The following is a 19,193-nucleotide window of genomic DNA, read 5'->3' on the forward strand; positions in this document are numbered from 1 at the left end:
GAAACAAACCATGCAAAGCCAAAGCCTGGCACCTCGCCGCTGGTGGTACATCATCCCGATTGTGTTCGTTACCTACAGCCTGGCGTACCTGGACCGCGCCAACTACGGCTTCGCCGCCGCCTCCGGCATGGCCGAAGACCTGCACATCACCCCGGTGCTGTCTTCGTTGTTGGGTGCGCTGTTCTTTCTCGGTTACTTCTTCTTCCAGGTGCCCGGCGCCATCTACGCTGAAAAGCGCAGCGTGAAGAAGCTCATCTTCGTCTGCCTGATCCTGTGGGGCGGCCTTGCCACGCTTACCGGCATGGTCAGCAACGTCTACATGCTGATCGGCATCCGCTTCCTGCTCGGGGTAGTGGAGGCTGCGGTCATGCCGGCCATGCTGGTGTACCTGTGCCATTGGTTCACCCGGGCCGAGCGTTCGCGCGCCAACACCTTCCTGATGCTGGGCAACCCGGTGACCATTCTGTGGATGTCGGTGGTGTCCGGTTACCTGATCAAGCATTACGACTGGCGCTGGATGTTCATCATAGAAGGCCTGCCCGCCGTGATCTGGGCGTTCTTCTGGTGGCGCCTGGTGGATGACCGCCCGGCCCAGGTGACCTGGCTGAGCGAGCAGGAAAAGGCCGCCCTGGCGCAGGCGCTGGCTGCCGAGCAGCAGGGTATCAAGCCTGTAAAGAACTACCGCGAAGCGTTCCGCTCGCCGCAAGTGATCATCCTGGCGCTGCAGTACTTCTGCTGGAGCATCGGCGTGTATGGCTTCGTGCTGTGGCTGCCGTCGATTCTCAAGCAGGCGGCGAACGTCGATATCGTGCAGGCCGGCTGGCTGGCCTCGGTGCCTTACCTGGCGGCAGTGCTGGCAATGGTGGGCGTGTCCTGGGCATCCGACCGCCTGCAAAAGCGCAAGCGCTTCGTCTGGCCGCCGCTGCTGATTGCTGCGTTGGCGTTCTATGGTTCCTACGCCTTGGGCAGCGAGCATTTCTGGCTGTCGTATGCATTGCTGGTGGTCGCTGGCGCCTGCATGTACGCCCCTTATGGCCCGTTCTTCGCGATCGTGCCCGAAATCCTGCCGGCCAACGTCGCAGGCGGCGCCATGGCGCTGATCAACAGCATGGGGGCGCTGGGCTCGTTTGGCGGTTCGTGGCTGGTGGGCTACCTCAATGGGGCTACGGGCGGGCCCGGCGCCTCTTACCTGTTCATGTGCGGTGCGCTGCTGACGGCAGTGGCGCTTACCGCTGCGCTCAATACTTCCCAGACCTCTGGCCGGGCAAAGCGCGACAGCTCGCGTCTGGCCATGAACCATTAGGAAACCTGCAATGAAGAAGCGAATCGTCCTGTATAAACGCCTGTCCGACGACCTGATGGCACGCCTGCAAGATCGCGTCGAGGTGACCTGGGTGGATACCACTCAGCCCGACGGCCTGGCCCGCCTGCGCGATGCGTTACCGGGGGCGCACGGGTTGCTGGGGGCCAGCCTGCGCCTGGATGCCAGCCTGCTCGACCTTGCCCCGCAACTGGAAGTGGTGTCGAGCGTTTCGGTAGGCGTGGACAACTACGACATTGCTGAACTCAGCAGGCGTGGTGTGATGCTTACCAACACGCCCGACGTGTTGACCGAAACCACGGCCGACACAGGCTTTGCCTTGATCCTGGCTACCGCCAGGCGGGTGGTGGAGCTGGCGAACTGGGTACGTGACGGCCGTTGGCAGGCCAACCTGGGGCCGGCGCATTTTGGCAGTGATGTGCACGGCAAGACGCTAGGCATCGTCGGCATGGGCCGCATTGGCGAGGCCCTGGCCCGGCGCGCGGCTGCCGGCTTTGGCATGCGCGTGCTTTATCACAGCCAGCGTGCCAAGCCCGAGGTGGAAGCACGCTATGCCGCATGCCAGTGCAGCCTGGATGAGCTGTTGCAGCAGGCAGATTTCGTTTGCCTGACGGTGCCATTGAGCGCCAGCACCGAAGGCCTGATAGGCGCACGGGAACTTGCGTTGATGAAGCCTGAGGCAATTCTGGTGAACATCTCACGCGGGCGTGTGGTGGATGAGCAGGCGCTGATCGAAGCGCTGCGGGCCAGGCGTATCCGCGGTGCGGGGCTGGACGTGTTCGTGCACGAGCCGCTGCCGACCGACTCGCCGCTGTTGCAGCTGGATAACGTGGTAGCAACCCCGCATATTGGCTCGGCGACCGAGGACACCCGCCAGGCCATGGCGCGTTGCGCGGTAGACAACCTGCTCAGCGCGCTGGCCGGTGAACGGCCGGTAAACCTGGTCAACGGCTGACGCGCCCCGGTTCCCACAGGGGCCGCGCAGCCTTTGAAACGGTCAGCGGCAGTTGCCTGCCTTGCGATACCCCGCTGCCTGCGCTTCACCTTCGTTTGCGAAGGTAACCTGGTTCTTCGCTGCAACCTGGTTGTAGCCCGGGCAGCCGACTGACAGGTGATAGACGTGGCTGTTGCGGTTGCCAAGCACGGCGCCGACCGAACCGGCGCTGGCCAGGCTTGGTTTGGCCTCTGGCTTGGCCGCGTTTACCGGCACCGCCTGTACCACGCCGCTGCCAACCGGCTTGTAGCCGGCAGTCCACTTGCGTTCGCCGCTTACGAACGGGTTGGCATGGCCCATGATCGCGGCAATGCGCCGGTCGCGTTCTTTCTCCCAGGCCGACACCGGGTGTTGCTTGTCCCAGGCCATCAGCAGCTGTTGCTGTTGGCGCGACATGTTCAGCTTGTAGCGGTCGAACATGTAGAACGTTGTGCGGGCCACCAGGCCTTTGACTTCGTCACGCGGTTCGGCGGTGCGCTGGACGAAATCGACCTTGGTGGTGCATTGGCCGTATTCGCCGGCATTGCCAGTGACCATGCCGTAGTTGAAGTTGCTGCGGTCACCGTTGACCTCACCCACGGCCGGGTAAAGGTTGAACAGGTCGGCCTCCATGGCGCGGAATACCGGGTCGTTGTCCACGCAGTGCTCACGGCCGCCGTTCTTCCAGCACTGGCGCTGGTTGCCGAAGGTGTGGGCGGGGACGATGTGTTCCCACTCGGTGCGTTCGGCGCGGTTCTGCTGCTTGCGCGTCTTGTAGCCACACGAGGCGGCATCGATGCGCCCGCCAGACTTGCCCACCCAGGTCCATTTGCAACCGCAGTACAGGTCGCCCATGGCACTGCTGGCCTGGTCCAGGTAGACCTTCTGCTTGGCCACCACCTTGGCTTCGGTGAAGGTGGCCGGCGGGTTGGCCAGAGCGGGGAGGGTAAAGGAAAATAATAAGGTTACGGCGTAAAGCAGTGATTTCATGGGGAAAACATATTTCAGGTTGGGCCGGGCATTGTAATGGTTTCCCTGGGGCTGACCAGCTCGCGGAGCCATACCAATGGTCGGCCAGGGTCGTCGCTGCCCATACGGTTGAATGTGGCTGAGTCGAGCATGTCCCGCACTTGGGTGCCCATGCGCAGCAGGTGCTCGACGAAACCGGCACCGACGTCACCGTAGTCCTCCAGGGAAACCCCGCTCTGGTTGTGCTGGATTGCGAGGTGGTAATGACTGACACCATCGCCGTTGCCGCTACCGCCCAGTACCACCGTGAAGCGTGGGCCAAGCAGGGTGGCCAGGCGTTCCTGCACCAGATCAAGCAGGGCGACGGGTATTTCATTTTCGCGCAGTGATGTAGGGAAACAGGGTGTGAACGGAGGCATGAGGGTGTCCTGCTGGGCGGGGTTCGAGTACTGGCCAGCTTAGGCAAGGTGACTGTCAACTTGGGTAAAGCGGGGGTAAAAGCGGGTAATGCTCAACCCCCGTGCTGCGCGGTTCATTTCATGAGCAGCATCAGAAGGTCTGCCCCAACGAGAACTGGAACACCTGGGTTTCGGCGTTATCCGGCTTTTTCAATGGCGCCGCCAGGCTGAAACTCAGCGGCCCCATCGGGCTGTACCAGGTCACGCCAACCCCCAGCGACACAGCTATCTGCGCCAGGTCGACGCTGCCGCAGCCTTGGGTGGTGGACAGGTAGCAGGTGTCGGCATACACGTTGCCGGCATCGACGAACACCGAGCTGCGCAGCTGGCTCTGGTCCTTCACGAAGGGCAGCGGGAACAGGTACTCGGCACCGCCGGTAATCAGGATATTACCCCCCAGCACATCGGTGTCGCGGTCGGAATAGTAAGCCTGCCCAGCGCTGGAATAGGCCCCGGTAGCCGGTGTGCTGCGCGGGCCGAGGGTGCCGTCCTTGAACCCGCGTACCGAGCCCTGCCCACCGGCGTTGTAGCTTTCATAGAACGGCAAGCCGTCGGTGGAGCCATAGCCGTTGCCGTAGCCCAGGTTAGTGTGCAGGCGCAGCGTGGTGTTGCTGGTGACCGGCAGGAAAGCCTGGCCGTTGTAGTCGAGCTTGTAGAACGACAGGTCGCTGCCAGGGGTGGTAGCCATCAGCGTCAGGCTCTGCGAGTGGCCCCGGGTGGCCAGTACGCCTTTGTTGAGGGTGGACTCCGACCAACCGATCGACGCCTTGAGGTTGTTGAAGCTTTTGCCTTCGCGGGAGATGAAATCGTAGATCTCGTCAGCGCTGTAGGTGCCGGGCGAAATGTCGTCGTGCTGCAGGGTCAGGCCGTAGGTCAGGCGCGAGGTTTCGTTGATCGGGTAGCCGAAGCTGACCCCGGCGCCGTAGCTGTTGATTGCATAGTACGAAACCCCATCGTCGTAGTAATCGCTGTAGTCGGTGCTGCTGTAGAACAGGTTGTAGCCCAGGCTGACGCCGTCGGCGGTGAAGTAGGGGTCGACGAAGCCGAAGTTGTACTTGGTCTGGTATTCCGAACGGGTCAGGCCGATGGATACCTTGTTACCGGTACCGAGGAAGTTGCTCTGGCTGATCGAACCCCCCAGGATCAGGCCGGCGCTCTGGGCGAAACCGACGCTGGCGGTGATCGAGCCGGAGGCCTGCTCTTCGACGCTGTAGTTGACGTCGACCTGGTCGTCGGTGCCAGGCACCTGCGGGGTCTCGACGTTGACTTCCTTGAAGAAGCCCAGGCGCTCAAGACGGGTCTTGGACTGGTCGATCAGGTAGGTCGACGCCCAGCCGCCTTCCATCTGGCGCATTTCGCGACGCAGCACTTCGTCTTCGGTCTTGGTGTTGCCGCGGTAGTTGATGCGGTTGACGTAGGCACGCTTGCCCGGGTCGACCACGAACATGATGTCGACCGTGTGGTCCTGGTCGTTGGGTTGCGGCACGCCGTTGACGTTGGCGAAGGTGTAGCCTTCGTTACCCAGGCGACGGGTGATCAGCTCGGACGTGGTGGTCATCACCTTGCGCGAGAATACCTGCCCCGGCTGCACCAGCAGCAGCGACTTGACCTGGTCTTCCGGCACCTTGAGGTCACCGGACAGCTTCACGTCGCGAACGGTGTATTTCTCGCCTTCGTTGATGTTGACGGTGATGTAGACGTGCTTCTTGTCCGGCGTGATGGACACCTGGGTGGAGGCGATGTCCATGTTGATGTAGCCGCGGTCCAGGTAGTAGGAACGCAGGCGCTCCAGGTCACCGGAGAGTTTTTCACGGGCGTACTTGTCGTCGTTCTTGAAGAACGACAGCCAGTTGGTGGTCTTCAGCTCGAACAGCTGCCCCAGGGTCTCATCATCGAATACGTTGTTGCCAACGATGTTGATGTGCTGGATGGCGGCGACGGTGCCTTCGTTGATCTTGATCTTCAGGGCCACACGGTTGCGCGGCTGCGGCACCACTTCGGCGTCGACCTCGGCCGAGTAGCGCCCCTGGGCCACGTACTGGCGTTGCAGTTCGTTACGCACACCTTCGAGGGTGGCACGCTGGAAGATCTCGCCTTCGGCCAGGCCCGATTGCTTCAGGCCCTTCATCAGGTCTTCGGTGCTGATCGCCTTGTTGCCTTCAATCTCGATGCTCGACACCGACGGGCGCTCGACCACGTTGATGATCAGCACATTGCCATCGCGGCTCAACTGGATGTCCTGGAAGAACCCGGTCTTGAACAGGGAACGAGTCGAGTCCACCAGGCGGCGGTCGTCAGCCTGGTCGCCAACGTTCAGCGGCAAGGCACCGAACACACTGCCAGCGGAAACCCGCTGCAGGCCGTTGACGCGAATGTCGGCGATCCTGAACGGTGAGGCCTGGGCCAACGTGGCTTTCAGCAGCAGGATGGAGAGCAACAGGCGCGGGTAGTTCATCGGGGTTTCCAGACAAGCGGATTCGGAGGGCAGCAAGCGCGGGCGACCCGCAAGCAGCGGGCGATGAGGATACGGGCGGGCTGTGTACGGCGCGGTTAGCCGAGGGTAAAGATGTGTAAAGTCCGACCGGGCGGCAGTGACAGTGCCGGCTTGCAGGGCGATCATTGCAACCCCTGCAATTGCGATATCTGGCCCTGATGATCCCTGTGCTGCTGGTCGACGACGACCGCGAACTGACTGAAATGCTCTCTTTGTACCTGGCGCGCGAAGGCTTCCAGGCGACGGCCGCGGACACGGGTGAGGAAGGCGAGACCCTGGCGTTGTCCGGCCATTTCCAGGTGGTGGTGCTGGACGTGATGCTGCCAGGCATCTCTGGTATCGAGGTGCTGCGCCGCGTGCGTGCACGTAGCCAGGTGCCGGTGCTGCTGCTGACGGCCCGCGGTGACAACATCGACCGCATTGCCGGCCTGGAGCTGGGGGCCGATGACTATGTGCCCAAGCCCAGCTCTCCTGGCGAGCTGGTGGCACGCCTGCGGGCAATACTGCGTCGCGTGCAGCCACACCTGATGGGTGAAACCAGCGCGCCCGAGGTACCTGAACAGGTACGCAGTGGCGCATTGAAAATGTGGCCGGGGCGGCGCGAGGCGCGCTGGGGCGCAGCCACGCTGGAACTGACCGGCTCCGAGTTCAGCCTGCTCGAAGCCCTGGCGCGCCAGGCCGGTCAGCTGGTCAGCAAGCAGGACCTGTCGCTCAATGCCCTGGGCCGGCCGCTGACCCGTTATGACCGACGCATCGACGTGCACGTCAGTAGCATCCGGCAAAAACTTGGCCCGCGTGCCGATGGCAGCAGCTGGATCCAGAGCGTGCGCGGCATGGGCTACATGCTGATCGTCGAATGATGCGCCGGCGTCTGTTCTGGAAGCTGTTCCTGGCCTTCTGGCTTGCCAACACCCTGACCTTCCTGGTGGGGGCGGGGGCCTTCATGCTCAATGAGCTGCGCGGCGATACACCCGGGCTGCGTTCGCTGCTGGCCACCGAGCTGCAAATGCTCGAACGGCATGGCGAGCGGGCCGGCCGCCAGCTGCTGGACGTGTCGCCACAGCCGCAGGATGTGCAAGTAGGCCTTTACGACGATCAAGACCGCTTGCTGGCTGGCCAAACGGTGCACGTGGCGCGCTTCGAGCAGGCACTGCTCGACCGTGACGGCCGCCCGCTGGTGCTGCGCGCTTCGGTGGCCACCCGTGTCGGTATGGCACCGCGCCCACGCAACCTTGGCCCGTTCGTGACAGGGGCTGTGATGAGCGCGCTGTTCGCGCTGTTGTGCAGCTTTTACCTGACCCGCCCGCTGGCCTGGCTGCGCGAGGCCATGGGCCAGGTTGCCCAAGGCCGTTTCGATGTGCGGGTCAGGCCGCGGCTGGGCAAGCGCCGTGACGAAATCGTCGACCTGGCCGAGGATTGTGACCGCATGGCCGGCCAGCTCAAGGCCCTGGTGCAGGCCCAGCAGAACCTGCTGCATGATATTTCCCATGAGCTGCGCTCACCGCTTACCCGCATGCATGCCGCCATCGGCCTGATGCGCCAGCAACCTGACCGGCCCGACATGCTGGAGCGGGTCGAGCGCGAGTCGCGGCGCATGGACGACCTGATCGAGCAACTGCTGACCCTGGCCCGTGCCCAGTCCCGTCAAGGCAACAGTGACTTCGCCAGCGTGGATGTGGTCGAACTGCTGGCGCAGATCGTCGAGGATGCCCGTTTCGAGGCAGGCATGAAGCAGTGCCAGGTGTCCTTGCTGGCTCAGGGCGCGTTTCTCATGCATGGCCATGAAGAACTCCTGTACCGGGCCTTCGAGAACGTCATCCGCAATGCCGTGCGCTACACGAAGCCCGGCACGGCGGTATTGGTGGAGGCCGCACCGGCACCAGGTGGGCAATGGTTGCAGGTGTGCGTCAGCGACCATGGCCCGGGCGTCGACCCGGCGCGCCTGCAGCGCATCTTCGAACCGTTCGACCGTGGCACCGACAGCAGCGATGGCTTCGGCCTGGGGCTGGCGATCGCCCAGCGTGCCATCGCCTTGCACGGTGGCAGCATCACCGCGCTGGCCGCCGCCACAGGGGGCTTGCGGGTGCGCATCGAACTGCCGCAAGCCATTGCTACTTGAAGCCGGTGACCGCGTGGGGAACGTAAGGGGCCTGCAAGCGCGCCACTTCGTCCTCGCTCAGCTGCAGTGACAGTGCGCCCAGGGCATCGTCCAGGTGGGCGGGCTTCGAAGCGCCGACGATAGGGGCGCTAACGCCGGCCCTACCCAGCACCCAGGCCAGCGCAACCTGGGCCATCGGCACCCCCCGTTCGCTGGCGATCTGCTCGACCACATCGATTACCCGGCCGTCCTCCACCTCGGTCTTTTCATAGAACGACTGCCCGGACACATCGGTGCGCGTGCGTTGGGTTTGCTGCCCATGCGGTCGTGTCAGGCGGCCGCGCGCCATCGGGCTCCAGGGCATCAGGCCGACGCCTTGATCCAGGCACAGCGGGATCATCTCTCGCTCTTCTTCGCGGTAGATCAGGTTGAGGTAGTTCTGCATCGACACGAAGCGGCTCCAGCCATGGCTGGCGGCTACCTGCTGCGCCTTGGCGAACTGCCAGGCATACATCGACGATGCACCGATGTAGCGCGCCTTGCCGGCCTTGACCACATCATGCAGAGCTTCCATGGTTTCCTCGATGGGGGTGTGGTAGTCCCAGCGGTGGATCTGGTAAAGGTCGACGTAGTCTGTGCCCAGGCGGCTGAGGCTGGCGTCGATGTTGGCCATGATCGCCTTGCGTGACAAGCCTTGCTCATTGGGCCGGCTGGCGCCCTCCCACATGTTGGCAGGGAAGAACACCTTGGTGGCGATCACGGTTTCTTCACGGCGGGTAAACTCCCTCAGGAGTTTGCCGAGGATGATTTCCGAGGTGCCGGCGGAATAGCTGTTGGCAGTGTCGAAGAAGTTGATGCCTTGCTCGACGGCATGGCGAATGATCGGCCGGCTGGCGTCTTCGCCCAAGGTCCACGGATGAGTGCCGGCGTCGGGTTCACCGAAGGTCATGCAGCCCAGGCACAGCCTTGAAATGTCCAGCCCAGTGCTACCCAGCTTCACGTACTGCATCGTCGTCTCCTTCAAGGGCGTGAGTGATGGAGTTAGCCTAACGCTGGCAGGGTTGGGCGAAAATTCCGTATTGATGCATGCGCCATCTGCAAGAATTCACAAGCGCAGCAGCGGCCGCACCTGTTGCTGAAGGAAGTCGGTAACCGCCTTGATCCGCGGTGTGGCGCGCACGTCTTCATGCACGGCCAGCCAGATTTCGATGCTCATTGTCTGTTGGGCGCTGCCTGCCTCTTTCAGACCGTGTTCCTGTGCCATGAACGCGGGCAGGCAGGCGATGCCGATGCCGCCGGCACAGGCTTGGGCCTGGATGCGCAGGTCATTGCTGTGCAATGCGAACGGCTGCTGGCCGGCCTGGAGGTTGAGCCATTGCTGTTGTGGGGAACGGGCCTGAGACTCGTCGTAGCCGATGTAGCGCCTGACCGTTGCGCTGGCCAGGTAACCGGGCGAGGCATACAGCCGGTAATCCAGGTGCCCCAGCAGGCTGACCACCAGAGTTGGCTCTGTCGGCCTGGCCAGGGCGATGCTGATGTCAGCTTCGCGGCGGACCAAGGATGCCTTGGATTTGCTGCCTACCAGCTTCAGGCGCAGTTGTGGGTAGCGCTGGTACAGCTCGCCCAGGCGCCGGGCGACGATGCTGCCCAGCAGCGCCGGTGGTGCCGAGAGCACCACTTCACCTTCCACTGTCTGTTGGCCGGCGCTGGCGAAATGCTCCAGGGCAAAAGAGGACATGGCCATCTGCTCGGCGAGTTCCGCAACACGTTGGCCTTCGTGGGTAAGGGCATAGGCGCGGGGACGTCGGTCGACCAGCTTGAGCTTGAGCGAAGCTTCGAGCGAGGCGATGCGCCGGGCCACGGTGGCGTGGTCGACACCCAGGGTCTTGGCAGCGGCCGACAGCGAGCCGGCCGAGCTGAAGGCGGAGAAATGGCGCAGGTCTTCCCAATCGAACATGAATGACTCGGCAGTGGCGGGTGCATGAAGGGGTAGGGTAACCCTTTATGACCATGCCGGCTTCAATGCCCGCCTTTCATCCGCCGTGCCACCAGGTAAATGCCCAAACCAACCAGCGCAGTCGCGGCGCCGATGTACCCGGTGCTGGTCCAGCCCATGCCGGCAGTGATCGCCATGCCTCCCAGCCACGGCCCCAGGGCATTGGCCAGGTTGAACGCCGCATGGTTGGACGCCGCTGCCAGGCTAGGCGCCTCATGGGCAATGTCCATGAGGCGGATCTGTAGCGGTGCCGCCAAGGCGATCATGGTGCCCACCAGGCCGATGCCCAGCAGCAGGCTCCACAGCGCCTGGGCGGCGAAGGTAAAGAACAGCAGCACGGCGACCGACCACATCAGTACCAAGCCCACGGCGCGGAACTGCAGGCGGTCGAACAGCTTGCCGCCAGCGATGTTGCCGACGATACCGCCCACGCCGAACGCCGCCAGACCGAACGGAATCCACTGTGGCGACACCTGGGTCACGTGCAGCATGGTCGGTGCCAGGTAGCTGAACACGCAGAACATGCCGGCAAAACCGATCGAAGCGATGGCCAGCGCCATCCATACCTGTGGGTGGGCAAAGGCCTGGAGCTCCTTGCGCGGGTCGCTGCGTGTTTCGTCGTGGCGCTGGGGCACGAAACGCCAGACCAGGGCGATGGTGCACAGGGCGATCGCGCCGACCAGCACGAATGCCGAACGCCAGCCGAAGTACTGGCCCAGGAAGGTGGCAACCGGGTTGCCGAGCAACATGGCCAAGGTCAGGCCCATCATCACCCGGGCAACGGCCCCCGCGCGCTGATCCTTGGCGACCATGCTCGAGGCCACCACTGCGGCAATGCCGAAGTAGGCGCCGTGGGGCAGGCCGCTGATGAAACGAAATGCGACCAGGCCACCGAACGAGGGGGCAAAGGCAGTGGCCAGGTTGCCCACGGCATACAGCAGCATCAACAGCAGCAGCATGTGCTTGCGCAGCAGCTTGGCACCGAGAATGGCCAGTGTCGGCGCGCCAACCATCACCCCCAGTGCATACGCGCTGATGGCATGGCCCACCTGTGGTTCGCTCAACTGCAAATTGCTGGCAATGTCGGGCATCAGGCCCATGATGGCGAATTCGCCGGTGCCGATGGCAAAGCTGCCCAGTGCCATGGCGGCTTCCATCTTGGCGACGGTGTTTTTACTGGGGAGCGGGGGGCGTTCCTGGACTGACATCTGTATCCCTATTGAAACATGCTGAAACGTTCAAGGCGGGATAATAGTCAATCGATGGCTGCAACGTCGAGGATGCTGCCCCGGCTTCCGCGACATTGCAGCCCGTGTCCTGCTCAGTACGGGCGCGCTTGCTACGCCCCTGGCTGAAGTGACGGGATCCTGTGGCACCGGGTACGCCTGCTCTTTTAGACTGCGGGCGGTGACGCGCCAATGCTCGGTAAACGGTGAGTACACGCGCCACACATTCGGTTCACAAGGACAACTGCAATGTCAGATACCCCGAGCAACCCGCTGCTTATCGATGGGGCCGCCGGCCAGATCGAGCTGTTGATCGACTACCCCGACGGACCACCCAAAGGGCTGGTGCTGGTCAGCCATCCGCAACCGCTGCTGGGCGGTAGCCCACGGCATATCGTGCCGCTGACCCTGGCACGGCAGCTACGTGCAGCCGGCTGGCAAGTGGTACGGCCGAGCTTTCGTGGGGTGGGGCAGACGCAGGGCGCGCACGACCAGGGCATCGGTGAAGCCGAGGATTGCATCACGGTCATCCGTCACTTCAACCAGCAACAGCCCGAGCTGCCGGTAGCCCTGGTCGGGTTTTCCTTTGGGGCCTACGTTTTCGCCCGGGTTGCCTGTGCGCTGGAAGGGCAGTTGCAGGCAGTCGCATTGATGGGGCTGCCGGTGGGGGATGTACCGGGAGGGCGCTATTACGAGCCATTGCCGCTGCCTGGGGATTGCCTGTTACTGCATGGTGAACAGGATGAAATGGCACCGCTGGCCAACCTGCTGCAATGGGCTGGCCCTGAACAACGGGCAGTGTCGGTATACGCCGGTGCCAATCACTTTTTCAAAGGCTGCCTGGGCCGTGCCGCGGAGCAGGTGATTGCTCATCTCGCCCAGAAGACTGGCCCTCACCGCTCCAGGTAATGCGTCTGTGCAGCAAAGTCGATGAACCGCTTGCTGGCCAGCGACAGGTATTCCCCCGAGCGCCAGCACAAGCGGAAGCTCATCTGCTGTGCTGGCCGGAACGGCACGCCGACGATGCCAGGCGTGCGTTGCTGCACCGAGCGCAGCAGGGTCGCCACCCCCATGTTGTCCAGCGCGGCCTGCACCACCAGCGAGACGAAGTTGCTCTGTAGCGCCACCTGGTAAGTGATGCCATGTTCGGCGAAGAACGCATCCAGAAGATGGCGTTGAACGAAGGTGCGATCGAACACCACCATGTCGGTATTGCGCAGGTCTTCGGCGGTGAGGTAGGCCTTGCCGGCATAGGGGTGATCAGGGTGCATGCACGCCAGCATCTCGTCGCTGCCCAGCAGGATCGACTCCTTGTCGGGCGGTACACGCCGGGACTCCAGCAGCGCCAGGTCGATTTCCCGTTGTTCCAGACGATGGCCAATGTCTTCGGCACTGCCTTCGAACACGGTCATGGCAATGCCCGGGTACGACTTGCGGAAGGCGTTCATCAACCCGGGGACGTAGTGCAGGCCGAACATCGGCGGGATACCCAGGCGTACTTCACCGCGCTTGAGGTCGGCCATGTCGCGCAGCTCTTGCCGGGCAACGTCCATTTCGCGCAGGGCAGAGGCAATGCGCGGCAAGAACTGCTCGCCTTCTGCCGTGAGGATCACTTTGCGCGTGGTGCGGTTGAACAGGGTTACCCCCAGTTCTTCTTCCAGCCGGGTAACGGCCATGCTCAGCGCGGGCTGGGCGATGTGCAGGTGCTGTGCGGCCTTGGTGAAGCTGCCTTGCCGGACGATTTCGACACAGCAGCGCAATGCCTTGAGGTTCATTGAGGGGTGCTACCTTTCATGCGGGATGCATTCATAACGAACTGTGATGCTAAGCATCATAACAATATATTTATTATTATTAACCAGAGGGCCTACGATGCGCGCCACTGAGACATCCTGCAACATCTCAGTCACGCAGCTTAATAAATCTGCAATCCCACAAAGATTTTGAGGTAGTACCCCAAATGGCCAAGGCCGCCGATGTCGTTGTGCAATGCCTGGAAAACGAAGGTGTCGAGTATGTATTCGGCATTCCCGGTGAGGAAAACCTCGACCTGCTCGAATCCCTGCGCAAGTCGAAGATCAAGCTGGTACTGACCCGTCACGAGCAGTCTGCAGGTTTCATGGCTGCCACCTACGGTCGTCTGACCGGCAAGACCGGCGTCAGCCTGTCGACCCTCGGCCCTGGTGCCACCAACCTGGTGACCGCCAGTGCCTACGCCTACCTGGGCGGCATGCCGATGATGATGATCACCGGGCAGAAGCCGATCAAGAAGTCCAAGCAGGGTCGCTTCCAGATCATTGACGTGTGCGGCATGATGGACCCCATCACCAAGTACACCCACCAGTTCGCCTCGGCCGACAACATCCCGGCCCGCATGCGCGAAGCCTTCCGCCTGGCCGAAGAAGAAAAGCCGGGTGCGGTGCACCTGGAGCTGCCGGAGGACATCGCCGCCGAGCAGACCGACGCGCTGCCGATCCCGCGCAGCCTGCACCGCCGCCCGCTGGCCGAGCATGTGGCCATCGAAGCTGCCGTCGAAAAACTGCAGAACGCGCGTAACCCGATCCTGGTGATCGGTGCCGGTGCCAACCGCAAGATGACCGCCAAGGTCCTCAAGCAACTGATCGACAAGACCGGCATCCCGTTCATCACCACCCAGATGGGTAAAGGCGTGGTCGACGAGCGCCACCCGCGCTTCCTCGGCAACGCGGCGCTGTCGTCGGGCGACTTCGTTCACCGCGCTGTCGAAGCCGCCGACCTGATCATCAACATTGGCCACGATGTGATCGAGAAGCCACCGTTCTTCATGGTCCGTGGCGGCACCGAAGTCATCCACATCAACTTCCGCTCTGCCGAAGTCGATGCCGTGTACTTCCCGCAAGTAGAAGTGATCGGCGACATCGCCAACGCCGTGTGGCAGATCAGTGAAGCGCTGAACGACACGTCGCACTGGGACTTCACCCGCCTGATGGCCATCCGTGAAGCCAACGAAGCACAGATCGCCGAAGGAGCCGACGACGACCGCTTCCCGGTCTACCCACAGCGCATGGTGGCTGACATCCGTCGTGTACTGCCGTCCGAAGGCATCGTCGCCCTGGACAACGGCATCTACAAGATCTGGTTCGCCCGCAACTACAAAGCGCACAAGCCAAACACCGTGCTGCTGGACAACGCCCTGGCGACCATGGGCGCCGGCCTGCCATCGGCGATGGCTGCGCACCTGGTGCACCCGGACCGCCCGGTAATCTCGGTGTGTGGCGACGGCGGCTTCATGATGAACAGCCAGGAACTGGAAACTGCAGTACGTCTGGGCATGCACATCACCGTGGTGATCCTGCGTGACGACGGCTACGGCATGATCCGCTGGAAGCAGGCCAACATGGGCTTCACCGATTTCGGCCTGGACTACGGCAACCCGGACTTCGTCAAATATGCCGAAGCCTACGGCGCCAACGGCCACCGCGTGGAAAGTGCCGAAGGCCTGCTGCCGCTGCTGGAGCACTGCATCAAGACCCCGGGTGTGCACGTGATCGACTGCCCGGTCGATTACAGCGAGAACGACCGCATCCTCAACAGCGAGCTGCGTGAGCGCGCCCTGGCGGTATAAGCCCTGACAGGCCGACGCCGTCCTTTTGCCGGCGCGGCGTGATGCTGCGAAGAGGCCCGTATAGCTGACAGTGATGTGTCGGCTTTACGGGCCTTTTCGCAATACAAGGCTGCCTCTGTATCCCAGTCAACCCAGCTCAAGCAGACCTTGCAGGCTGGCCAGAATGGCATTGGCGTCATAAGGCTTGCGCGTGACGGGCACATGCTGCAAGTGCTCGGGAATGCTGATGCCGTCGCCATAGCCGGTGGCAAAGAGGAACGGAACCTGCCGGCGAACCAGCTCATCCGCTACGGAAATGGAGGTTCCGGTGCCCAGGTTGACATCCAGTATTGCCGCGTCCGGCTTGTGGCTGCCAAGCAGTTGCATGGCCTCGTCCTCGGAGCTGGCGGTGATCACGTCCTTGATTTGCGCATCGTTGAGAATTTGCTCCAGGCCTACTGCAATCACCAGTTGATCCTCGAGTATCAGCACACACAAGCCCGAGCGCGCTGCAAACGCACCGTTTACACGGGCCAGAGGCGTGGCCGGGAGAGCGGTTTCTGCCGCTTCGGCTACGGAAAGGTGCTTGGCCGGGATTCTGAAAAAGCCTTGCAGGCCTTCGGGGTGATATTCCACTGCGCTTGTGCCACCCAGGTCGAACGGGATGCTGCGGTCGATCAGTACCGTGCCGAAGCCGCTGCGGCTGGGCGGGCGTACCGTTGGCCCACCACTTTCCCGCCAACTGATGGCACAGCCGTTGGTGGCGTCGATTGCCCAGCTCACCGAAAGCCTGCCGCCGGCCCGCGATAACGCACCGTACTTGGCCGCGTTGGTGGCCAGTTCATGCAGCACCAGGGCCATGACCGAGTAAGCGCGCGCATCGAGGATGACGTTCGGGCCCTGCAACTCGATCACGCCGGCCGCCGTGCGATAGGGAGAAAGCTCGGCCTCCAGCAGCTTCGCCAGGCGCCCGCCACCGTCACCGCGCACCACCTGGTCATGGGCCAACGACAAGGCCTGGATACGCCCTTTGAGCGTTGCCACATAGTCCTGCAGGGTCTGGCTTTCCGGGGTCGGATGGGCAACCAGTGCACCAATCAGCGACAGGATGTTCTTGACCCTGTGGTTGAGCTCTTCGTTGAGCATGCGCTGGCGCACCTCAGCTTTGGCGCGTTCACTGGCGAGCAGTTCGCTGTTGTGCAGTACCACTTCGACGATAGCGGTACGGATGGCATCGCCAAACTGGCGGTCCTGCTCGGTCCAGGGTAGCGACTGCTGGTGAACGGTTTCTTTCCAGATGGCGAAGCTTTTGCGTGGCGTCAGGCGGTCGCCCAACGCGCCGCTGTCATAGGTCTTGCTCGGGTCACCGGCCCAGTCGAGTGTCTCGACCACCTCCTTGCGGAAGAAGATCAAGTAATCCCTGGGGTGTTGCGACATCGGGACGATCAGCACACCCGACACATCATTGAAATACGCCTGGGCCGACGGGAGCACTGTCGACAGGCGATTGGACGCCCAGATTCGGCCTTCGCTGACCATGTCTGCCAGCCGCAGCAGATCAGGCACGGCCGTTTGGGGCGGCGCCAGCCCTGCGCACGACCAGCGGCCTAGCAGCGACATGCCGATGCCGTCGCAGGGAATCAGCGACATCAACCGGGGCAGGCGTGCGTGGAAGAACCCATCAATGTCCGCCGCCTGGTTGGCGTCGCGCAGCAGGCTGTCCAGCGCTTTGTGGATGCGCACGGCGGCTTCGAGTTTTTGCCGGCTACGCAGGGTCTCGATATGCAGGGAGAAGAACTCACCGAACATCTCGGCGGCCACACGTTGCCCCATGGCCAGCGTGCGCGGTGCGTAGTGATGGCAGGCAATCATTCCCCACAGCTCGCCGTTGACGATGACGGAAATCGACATTGAGGCGCCCACGCCCATGTTGCACAGGTATTCGCAATGGATCGGCGAGACGCTGCGCAGGTGCGCGTAGGATAGGTCGAGCGGTTCGCCCGAGGGGTCGAGCACCGGGTTGATGGCGACCGTATTGAACCGGGCGTCGGAGATTACCCGGATCGGGTTGCGCAGGTAGAGCGCGCGGGCCTGCTGGGGGATATCGGAGGCAGGGAAGTACTGGCCCATGAAGCTTTCGAGGTCGCCACGCCTGGACTCGGCAACCACCTTGCCGGCACCGTCGGCTCCCAGCTGGTAGATCATCACCCGGTCGTAACCGAGCACCGCCCGGACAAAGCGGGCGGCGTCGCGGAACAGCTTGCTGGTCTGGTCGATTTCGCGCAGTTGGGCAATCAGCGTGCGCGCCAGCTCGATCGGTTCGGCGATGCTCGCCCCGGCGGGCTCGAATTCGAGGATTGCCGTGCCTTTGTACAAGTGGGCGGCGATGTCGACGGCCTCGCCGTTGGGCAGCGTCACGCCGAAACTGAGCGCGGGGCGCGAGGCGTCCCGGGTACGGGCAAGTGCGTTGCGAAGCGTATGCGTGACCTCGTCACCCAGCACCGCGTGCAGTTTCTGACCATTGATATCGCTTGCTACACCCAGCATCTGTGGGGCGTTGACCGAATGGCGCAGCACCACGGTCGCCGAGGCATCACAGGCCAGCAGGCAGCCATGGGGCTGGATGCTCCCGGGAATCTGGATGGGCTCCCGGTCGCAGTTGGTCAGGTTAACGTGGGGGTTGTAGGTCATTGGCCCGTGCCTGTGGGTAAGGGGAGGCGGGCAGCAGGTCCGCCATCGTCCGTCAGCCTAGCAGGCATTGAACGCCTTGGGGATGGCGGGTCGGGCAATAACGGTCCATTCCCAAGACAATGCTTTGATCACAGCGTGGAGTACGGATGTACTCCCGTCGAGAATCGCTTGAAGGCAGCTCTGATCAATGGTCTTATCCCGCGCTTGAGCCAACTGGTATTGCACGATGAACCGCCCGCTGTTTATTTCCTTCGATGGGCCCAAGGGGACCGGCAAGACCACGCTGCTGGAGGCCGTCACTCAAGCGTTACGGCTGGACGGGAACAAGGTGATCCGCCTTTGCGAAAGAAAGAATGATCCTCACCGGGGCGAGACCATGGCCTTGGTCAACCAGCTTTCCAGAAGCCCTTGCCAGGACCTTGAGTTCAAGGTTTGCGAGCGCTTCGCTGAAAGCCGCGCCTGGATTTCCCGACATGTACTGCCCAGGCAGCCCGCTGACAGCATCATCCTGATTGATCGCTGGTACCCCTCTGACGCTGCGTTTCGCCGCACAGTGCCGTTTGACAAGATCCTGCGCCTGAACCTCGAACGAAACGTGCAAGTGCCCGATTTGCATGTCGGGGTTGTCACAACGCCTGAAACCTCATGGGCGAGGGCCGCGGCGCGCACGCGTGGGCTGGGCAGTACGGTGATCCATAACCTGGAAGAACAGGTTGCCTGTACCGAGGCGTTCGAGCGTGCGGTTGCAGAGCAAGGCTGGGTGCTGTGCCGTAATGAAGGGACCGTCGACGAGGCAACGCGGCAGGTCGTAGGCGAGATTCAGGGCGTGCTTCGACACCTGTGAGGCTGGGTGAGTACGGCCTGTCTACTGCCTCTGCAGGTATCAGGCGCCCTGGCGGTCGATGTCACGGCGCAGGACTACCGACGTGGTAATGTCATCCACTGATTCGTGACGTGCCACGTTGTCACGTACCTGGTTGAGGTCGTCGATCGTTCGGGTCTCCACTTCAACCACCAGGTCAAGCTGACCGCTCACCGACGAAACCCGCCGTACGCGCGCGTCCGTTGCCAACTGGTCGAGCAGCCCCATGGCAGGCGTGCGCTGCAACGTCACCAGCAAGATCGCGCGTATCACGTTGGCGTCTATTTCGCCGATGTCAGCGCGATAACCGCGAATGACTCCGCTGCGTTCAAGGTTGGCGACACGCTCGGTGGTGGCACTTCGGGAAAGGCCTATGCGGCCGGCTAACGCCTTGAGCGCAATACGCGCGTCCTTCGAAAGTACCTCAAGAATCTCACGATCTTTAGCGTCCAGGTCACGCATTGCAGCCCCTTGATAAGCTTGCCGTCATTATGCCGGTCGGAACCGGCATAATGCCTGTTG

16 protein-coding genes are annotated in these 19,193 nt (G+C 62.7%); 7 read left to right on the forward strand and 9 right to left on the reverse strand.

Annotation, left to right across the window (positions count from 1 at the left end; translation table 11 throughout):
- Nucleotides 1–10: 10 nt before the first annotated feature.
- Complete coding sequence (locus tag ACI7M0_RS12025) at nucleotides 11–1,303, forward strand: MFS transporter (RefSeq protein ID WP_060539096.1); 1,293 nt, start codon at nucleotides 11–13, stop codon at nucleotides 1,301–1,303.
- 10 nt (nucleotides 1,304–1,313) lie between these two features.
- The gene (locus ACI7M0_RS12030; RefSeq protein ID WP_014756875.1) at nucleotides 1,314–2,276 is read left to right on the forward strand and encodes a D-glycerate dehydrogenase; all 963 of its coding nucleotides are present in this window, start codon (nucleotides 1,314–1,316) and stop codon (nucleotides 2,274–2,276) included.
- Between the two features lie 42 nt (nucleotides 2,277–2,318).
- Here the strand turns inward: ACI7M0_RS12030 and ACI7M0_RS12035 are convergent, their stop codons facing one another.
- From ACI7M0_RS12035 to bamA, 3 genes are all read right to left on the reverse strand, one after another.
- On the reverse strand, nucleotides 2,319–3,284 hold the full coding sequence (locus tag ACI7M0_RS12035; RefSeq protein WP_104961591.1) for an endonuclease: 966 nt from the start codon (nucleotides 3,282–3,284) through the stop codon (nucleotides 2,319–2,321).
- 14 nt (nucleotides 3,285–3,298) lie between these two features.
- Nucleotides 3,299–3,682 carry a hypothetical protein gene (locus tag ACI7M0_RS12040; protein ID WP_129933852.1) on the reverse strand — a complete coding sequence of 128 codons (384 nt, stop codon included), beginning with the start codon at nucleotides 3,680–3,682 and terminating at the stop codon, nucleotides 3,299–3,301.
- Nucleotides 3,683–3,812: 130 nt separating this feature from the next.
- Entirely contained in the window at nucleotides 3,813–6,176 is a 2,364-nt protein-coding gene (gene bamA, locus ACI7M0_RS12045; protein ID WP_405314598.1) for an outer membrane protein assembly factor BamA, read from the reverse strand.
- A 197-nt stretch (nucleotides 6,177–6,373) separates the two neighbouring features.
- On the opposite strand from bamA, the gene ACI7M0_RS12050 reads away from it, so the two are divergent.
- Both ACI7M0_RS12050 and ACI7M0_RS12055 read left to right on the forward strand, forming a co-directional pair.
- Nucleotides 6,374–7,075 (forward strand): response regulator transcription factor, encoded by a 702-nt coding sequence (locus ACI7M0_RS12050; RefSeq protein ID WP_129933999.1) that lies wholly within the window; start codon nucleotides 6,374–6,376, stop codon nucleotides 7,073–7,075.
- Nucleotides 7,072–8,334, forward strand: coding sequence for an ATP-binding protein (locus tag ACI7M0_RS12055; protein WP_129933998.1), 1,263 nt, complete (start codon nucleotides 7,072–7,074; stop codon nucleotides 8,332–8,334). Before ACI7M0_RS12050 ends, ACI7M0_RS12055 begins: the two co-directional genes overlap by 4 nt.
- Here the strand turns inward: ACI7M0_RS12055 and ACI7M0_RS12060 are convergent.
- From ACI7M0_RS12060 to ACI7M0_RS12070, 3 genes are all read right to left on the reverse strand, one after another.
- The gene (locus ACI7M0_RS12060) at nucleotides 8,327–9,322 is read right to left on the reverse strand and encodes an aldo/keto reductase (RefSeq protein ID WP_020192736.1); all 996 of its coding nucleotides are present in this window, start codon (nucleotides 9,320–9,322) and stop codon (nucleotides 8,327–8,329) included. The genes ACI7M0_RS12055 and ACI7M0_RS12060 overlap by 8 nt on opposite strands.
- 96 nt (nucleotides 9,323–9,418) lie before the next feature.
- The gene (locus ACI7M0_RS12065) at nucleotides 9,419–10,270 is read right to left on the reverse strand and encodes a LysR family transcriptional regulator (RefSeq protein ID WP_064491418.1); all 852 of its coding nucleotides are present in this window, start codon (nucleotides 10,268–10,270) and stop codon (nucleotides 9,419–9,421) included.
- A gap of 62 nt (nucleotides 10,271–10,332) precedes the next feature.
- The gene (locus tag ACI7M0_RS12070) at nucleotides 10,333–11,517 is read right to left on the reverse strand and encodes an MFS transporter (RefSeq protein ID WP_129933997.1); all 1,185 of its coding nucleotides are present in this window, start codon (nucleotides 11,515–11,517) and stop codon (nucleotides 10,333–10,335) included.
- A gap of 267 nt (nucleotides 11,518–11,784) precedes the next feature.
- Here ACI7M0_RS12070 and ACI7M0_RS12075 point away from each other — a divergent pair, with 267 nt between their 5' ends.
- Nucleotides 11,785–12,444 carry an alpha/beta hydrolase gene (locus tag ACI7M0_RS12075; protein ID WP_129933996.1) on the forward strand — a complete coding sequence of 220 codons (660 nt, stop codon included), beginning with the start codon at nucleotides 11,785–11,787 and terminating at the stop codon, nucleotides 12,442–12,444.
- On the opposite strand, the gene ACI7M0_RS12080 is transcribed toward ACI7M0_RS12075, so the two are convergent.
- On the reverse strand, nucleotides 12,429–13,310 hold the full coding sequence (locus ACI7M0_RS12080) for a LysR family transcriptional regulator (protein WP_004374921.1): 882 nt from the start codon (nucleotides 13,308–13,310) through the stop codon (nucleotides 12,429–12,431). The genes ACI7M0_RS12075 and ACI7M0_RS12080 overlap by 16 nt on opposite strands.
- A gap of 185 nt (nucleotides 13,311–13,495) precedes the next feature.
- Here ACI7M0_RS12080 and ACI7M0_RS12085 point away from each other — a divergent pair, with 185 nt between their 5' ends.
- Nucleotides 13,496–15,139 (forward strand): acetolactate synthase large subunit, encoded by a 1,644-nt coding sequence (locus ACI7M0_RS12085; protein WP_004576806.1) that lies wholly within the window; start codon nucleotides 13,496–13,498, stop codon nucleotides 15,137–15,139.
- Between the two features lie 126 nt (nucleotides 15,140–15,265).
- Here ACI7M0_RS12085 and ACI7M0_RS12090 read toward each other — a convergent pair whose 3' ends face one another.
- Entirely contained in the window at nucleotides 15,266–17,809 is a 2,544-nt protein-coding gene (locus ACI7M0_RS12090; protein WP_129933824.1) for an HWE histidine kinase domain-containing protein, read from the reverse strand.
- A gap of 226 nt (nucleotides 17,810–18,035) precedes the next feature.
- Between ACI7M0_RS12090 and ACI7M0_RS12095 the strand changes: the two genes are divergently transcribed.
- Nucleotides 18,036–18,653: a dTMP kinase gene (locus ACI7M0_RS12095; protein ID WP_064493464.1), complete on the forward strand. Its 618-nt coding sequence runs from the start codon at nucleotides 18,036–18,038 to the stop codon at nucleotides 18,651–18,653.
- Between the two features lie 39 nt (nucleotides 18,654–18,692).
- Here the strand turns inward: ACI7M0_RS12095 and ACI7M0_RS12100 are convergent, their stop codons facing one another.
- The gene (locus ACI7M0_RS12100) at nucleotides 18,693–19,133 is read right to left on the reverse strand and encodes an Lrp/AsnC family transcriptional regulator (protein WP_004374903.1); all 441 of its coding nucleotides are present in this window, start codon (nucleotides 19,131–19,133) and stop codon (nucleotides 18,693–18,695) included.
- Nucleotides 19,134–19,193 lie beyond the last annotated feature (60 nt).

It is taken from the genome of Pseudomonas sp. 10(2024) (assembly GCF_045164175.1).
GTDB classification, from domain to species: domain Bacteria; phylum Pseudomonadota; class Gammaproteobacteria; order Pseudomonadales; family Pseudomonadaceae; genus Aquipseudomonas; species Aquipseudomonas alloputida.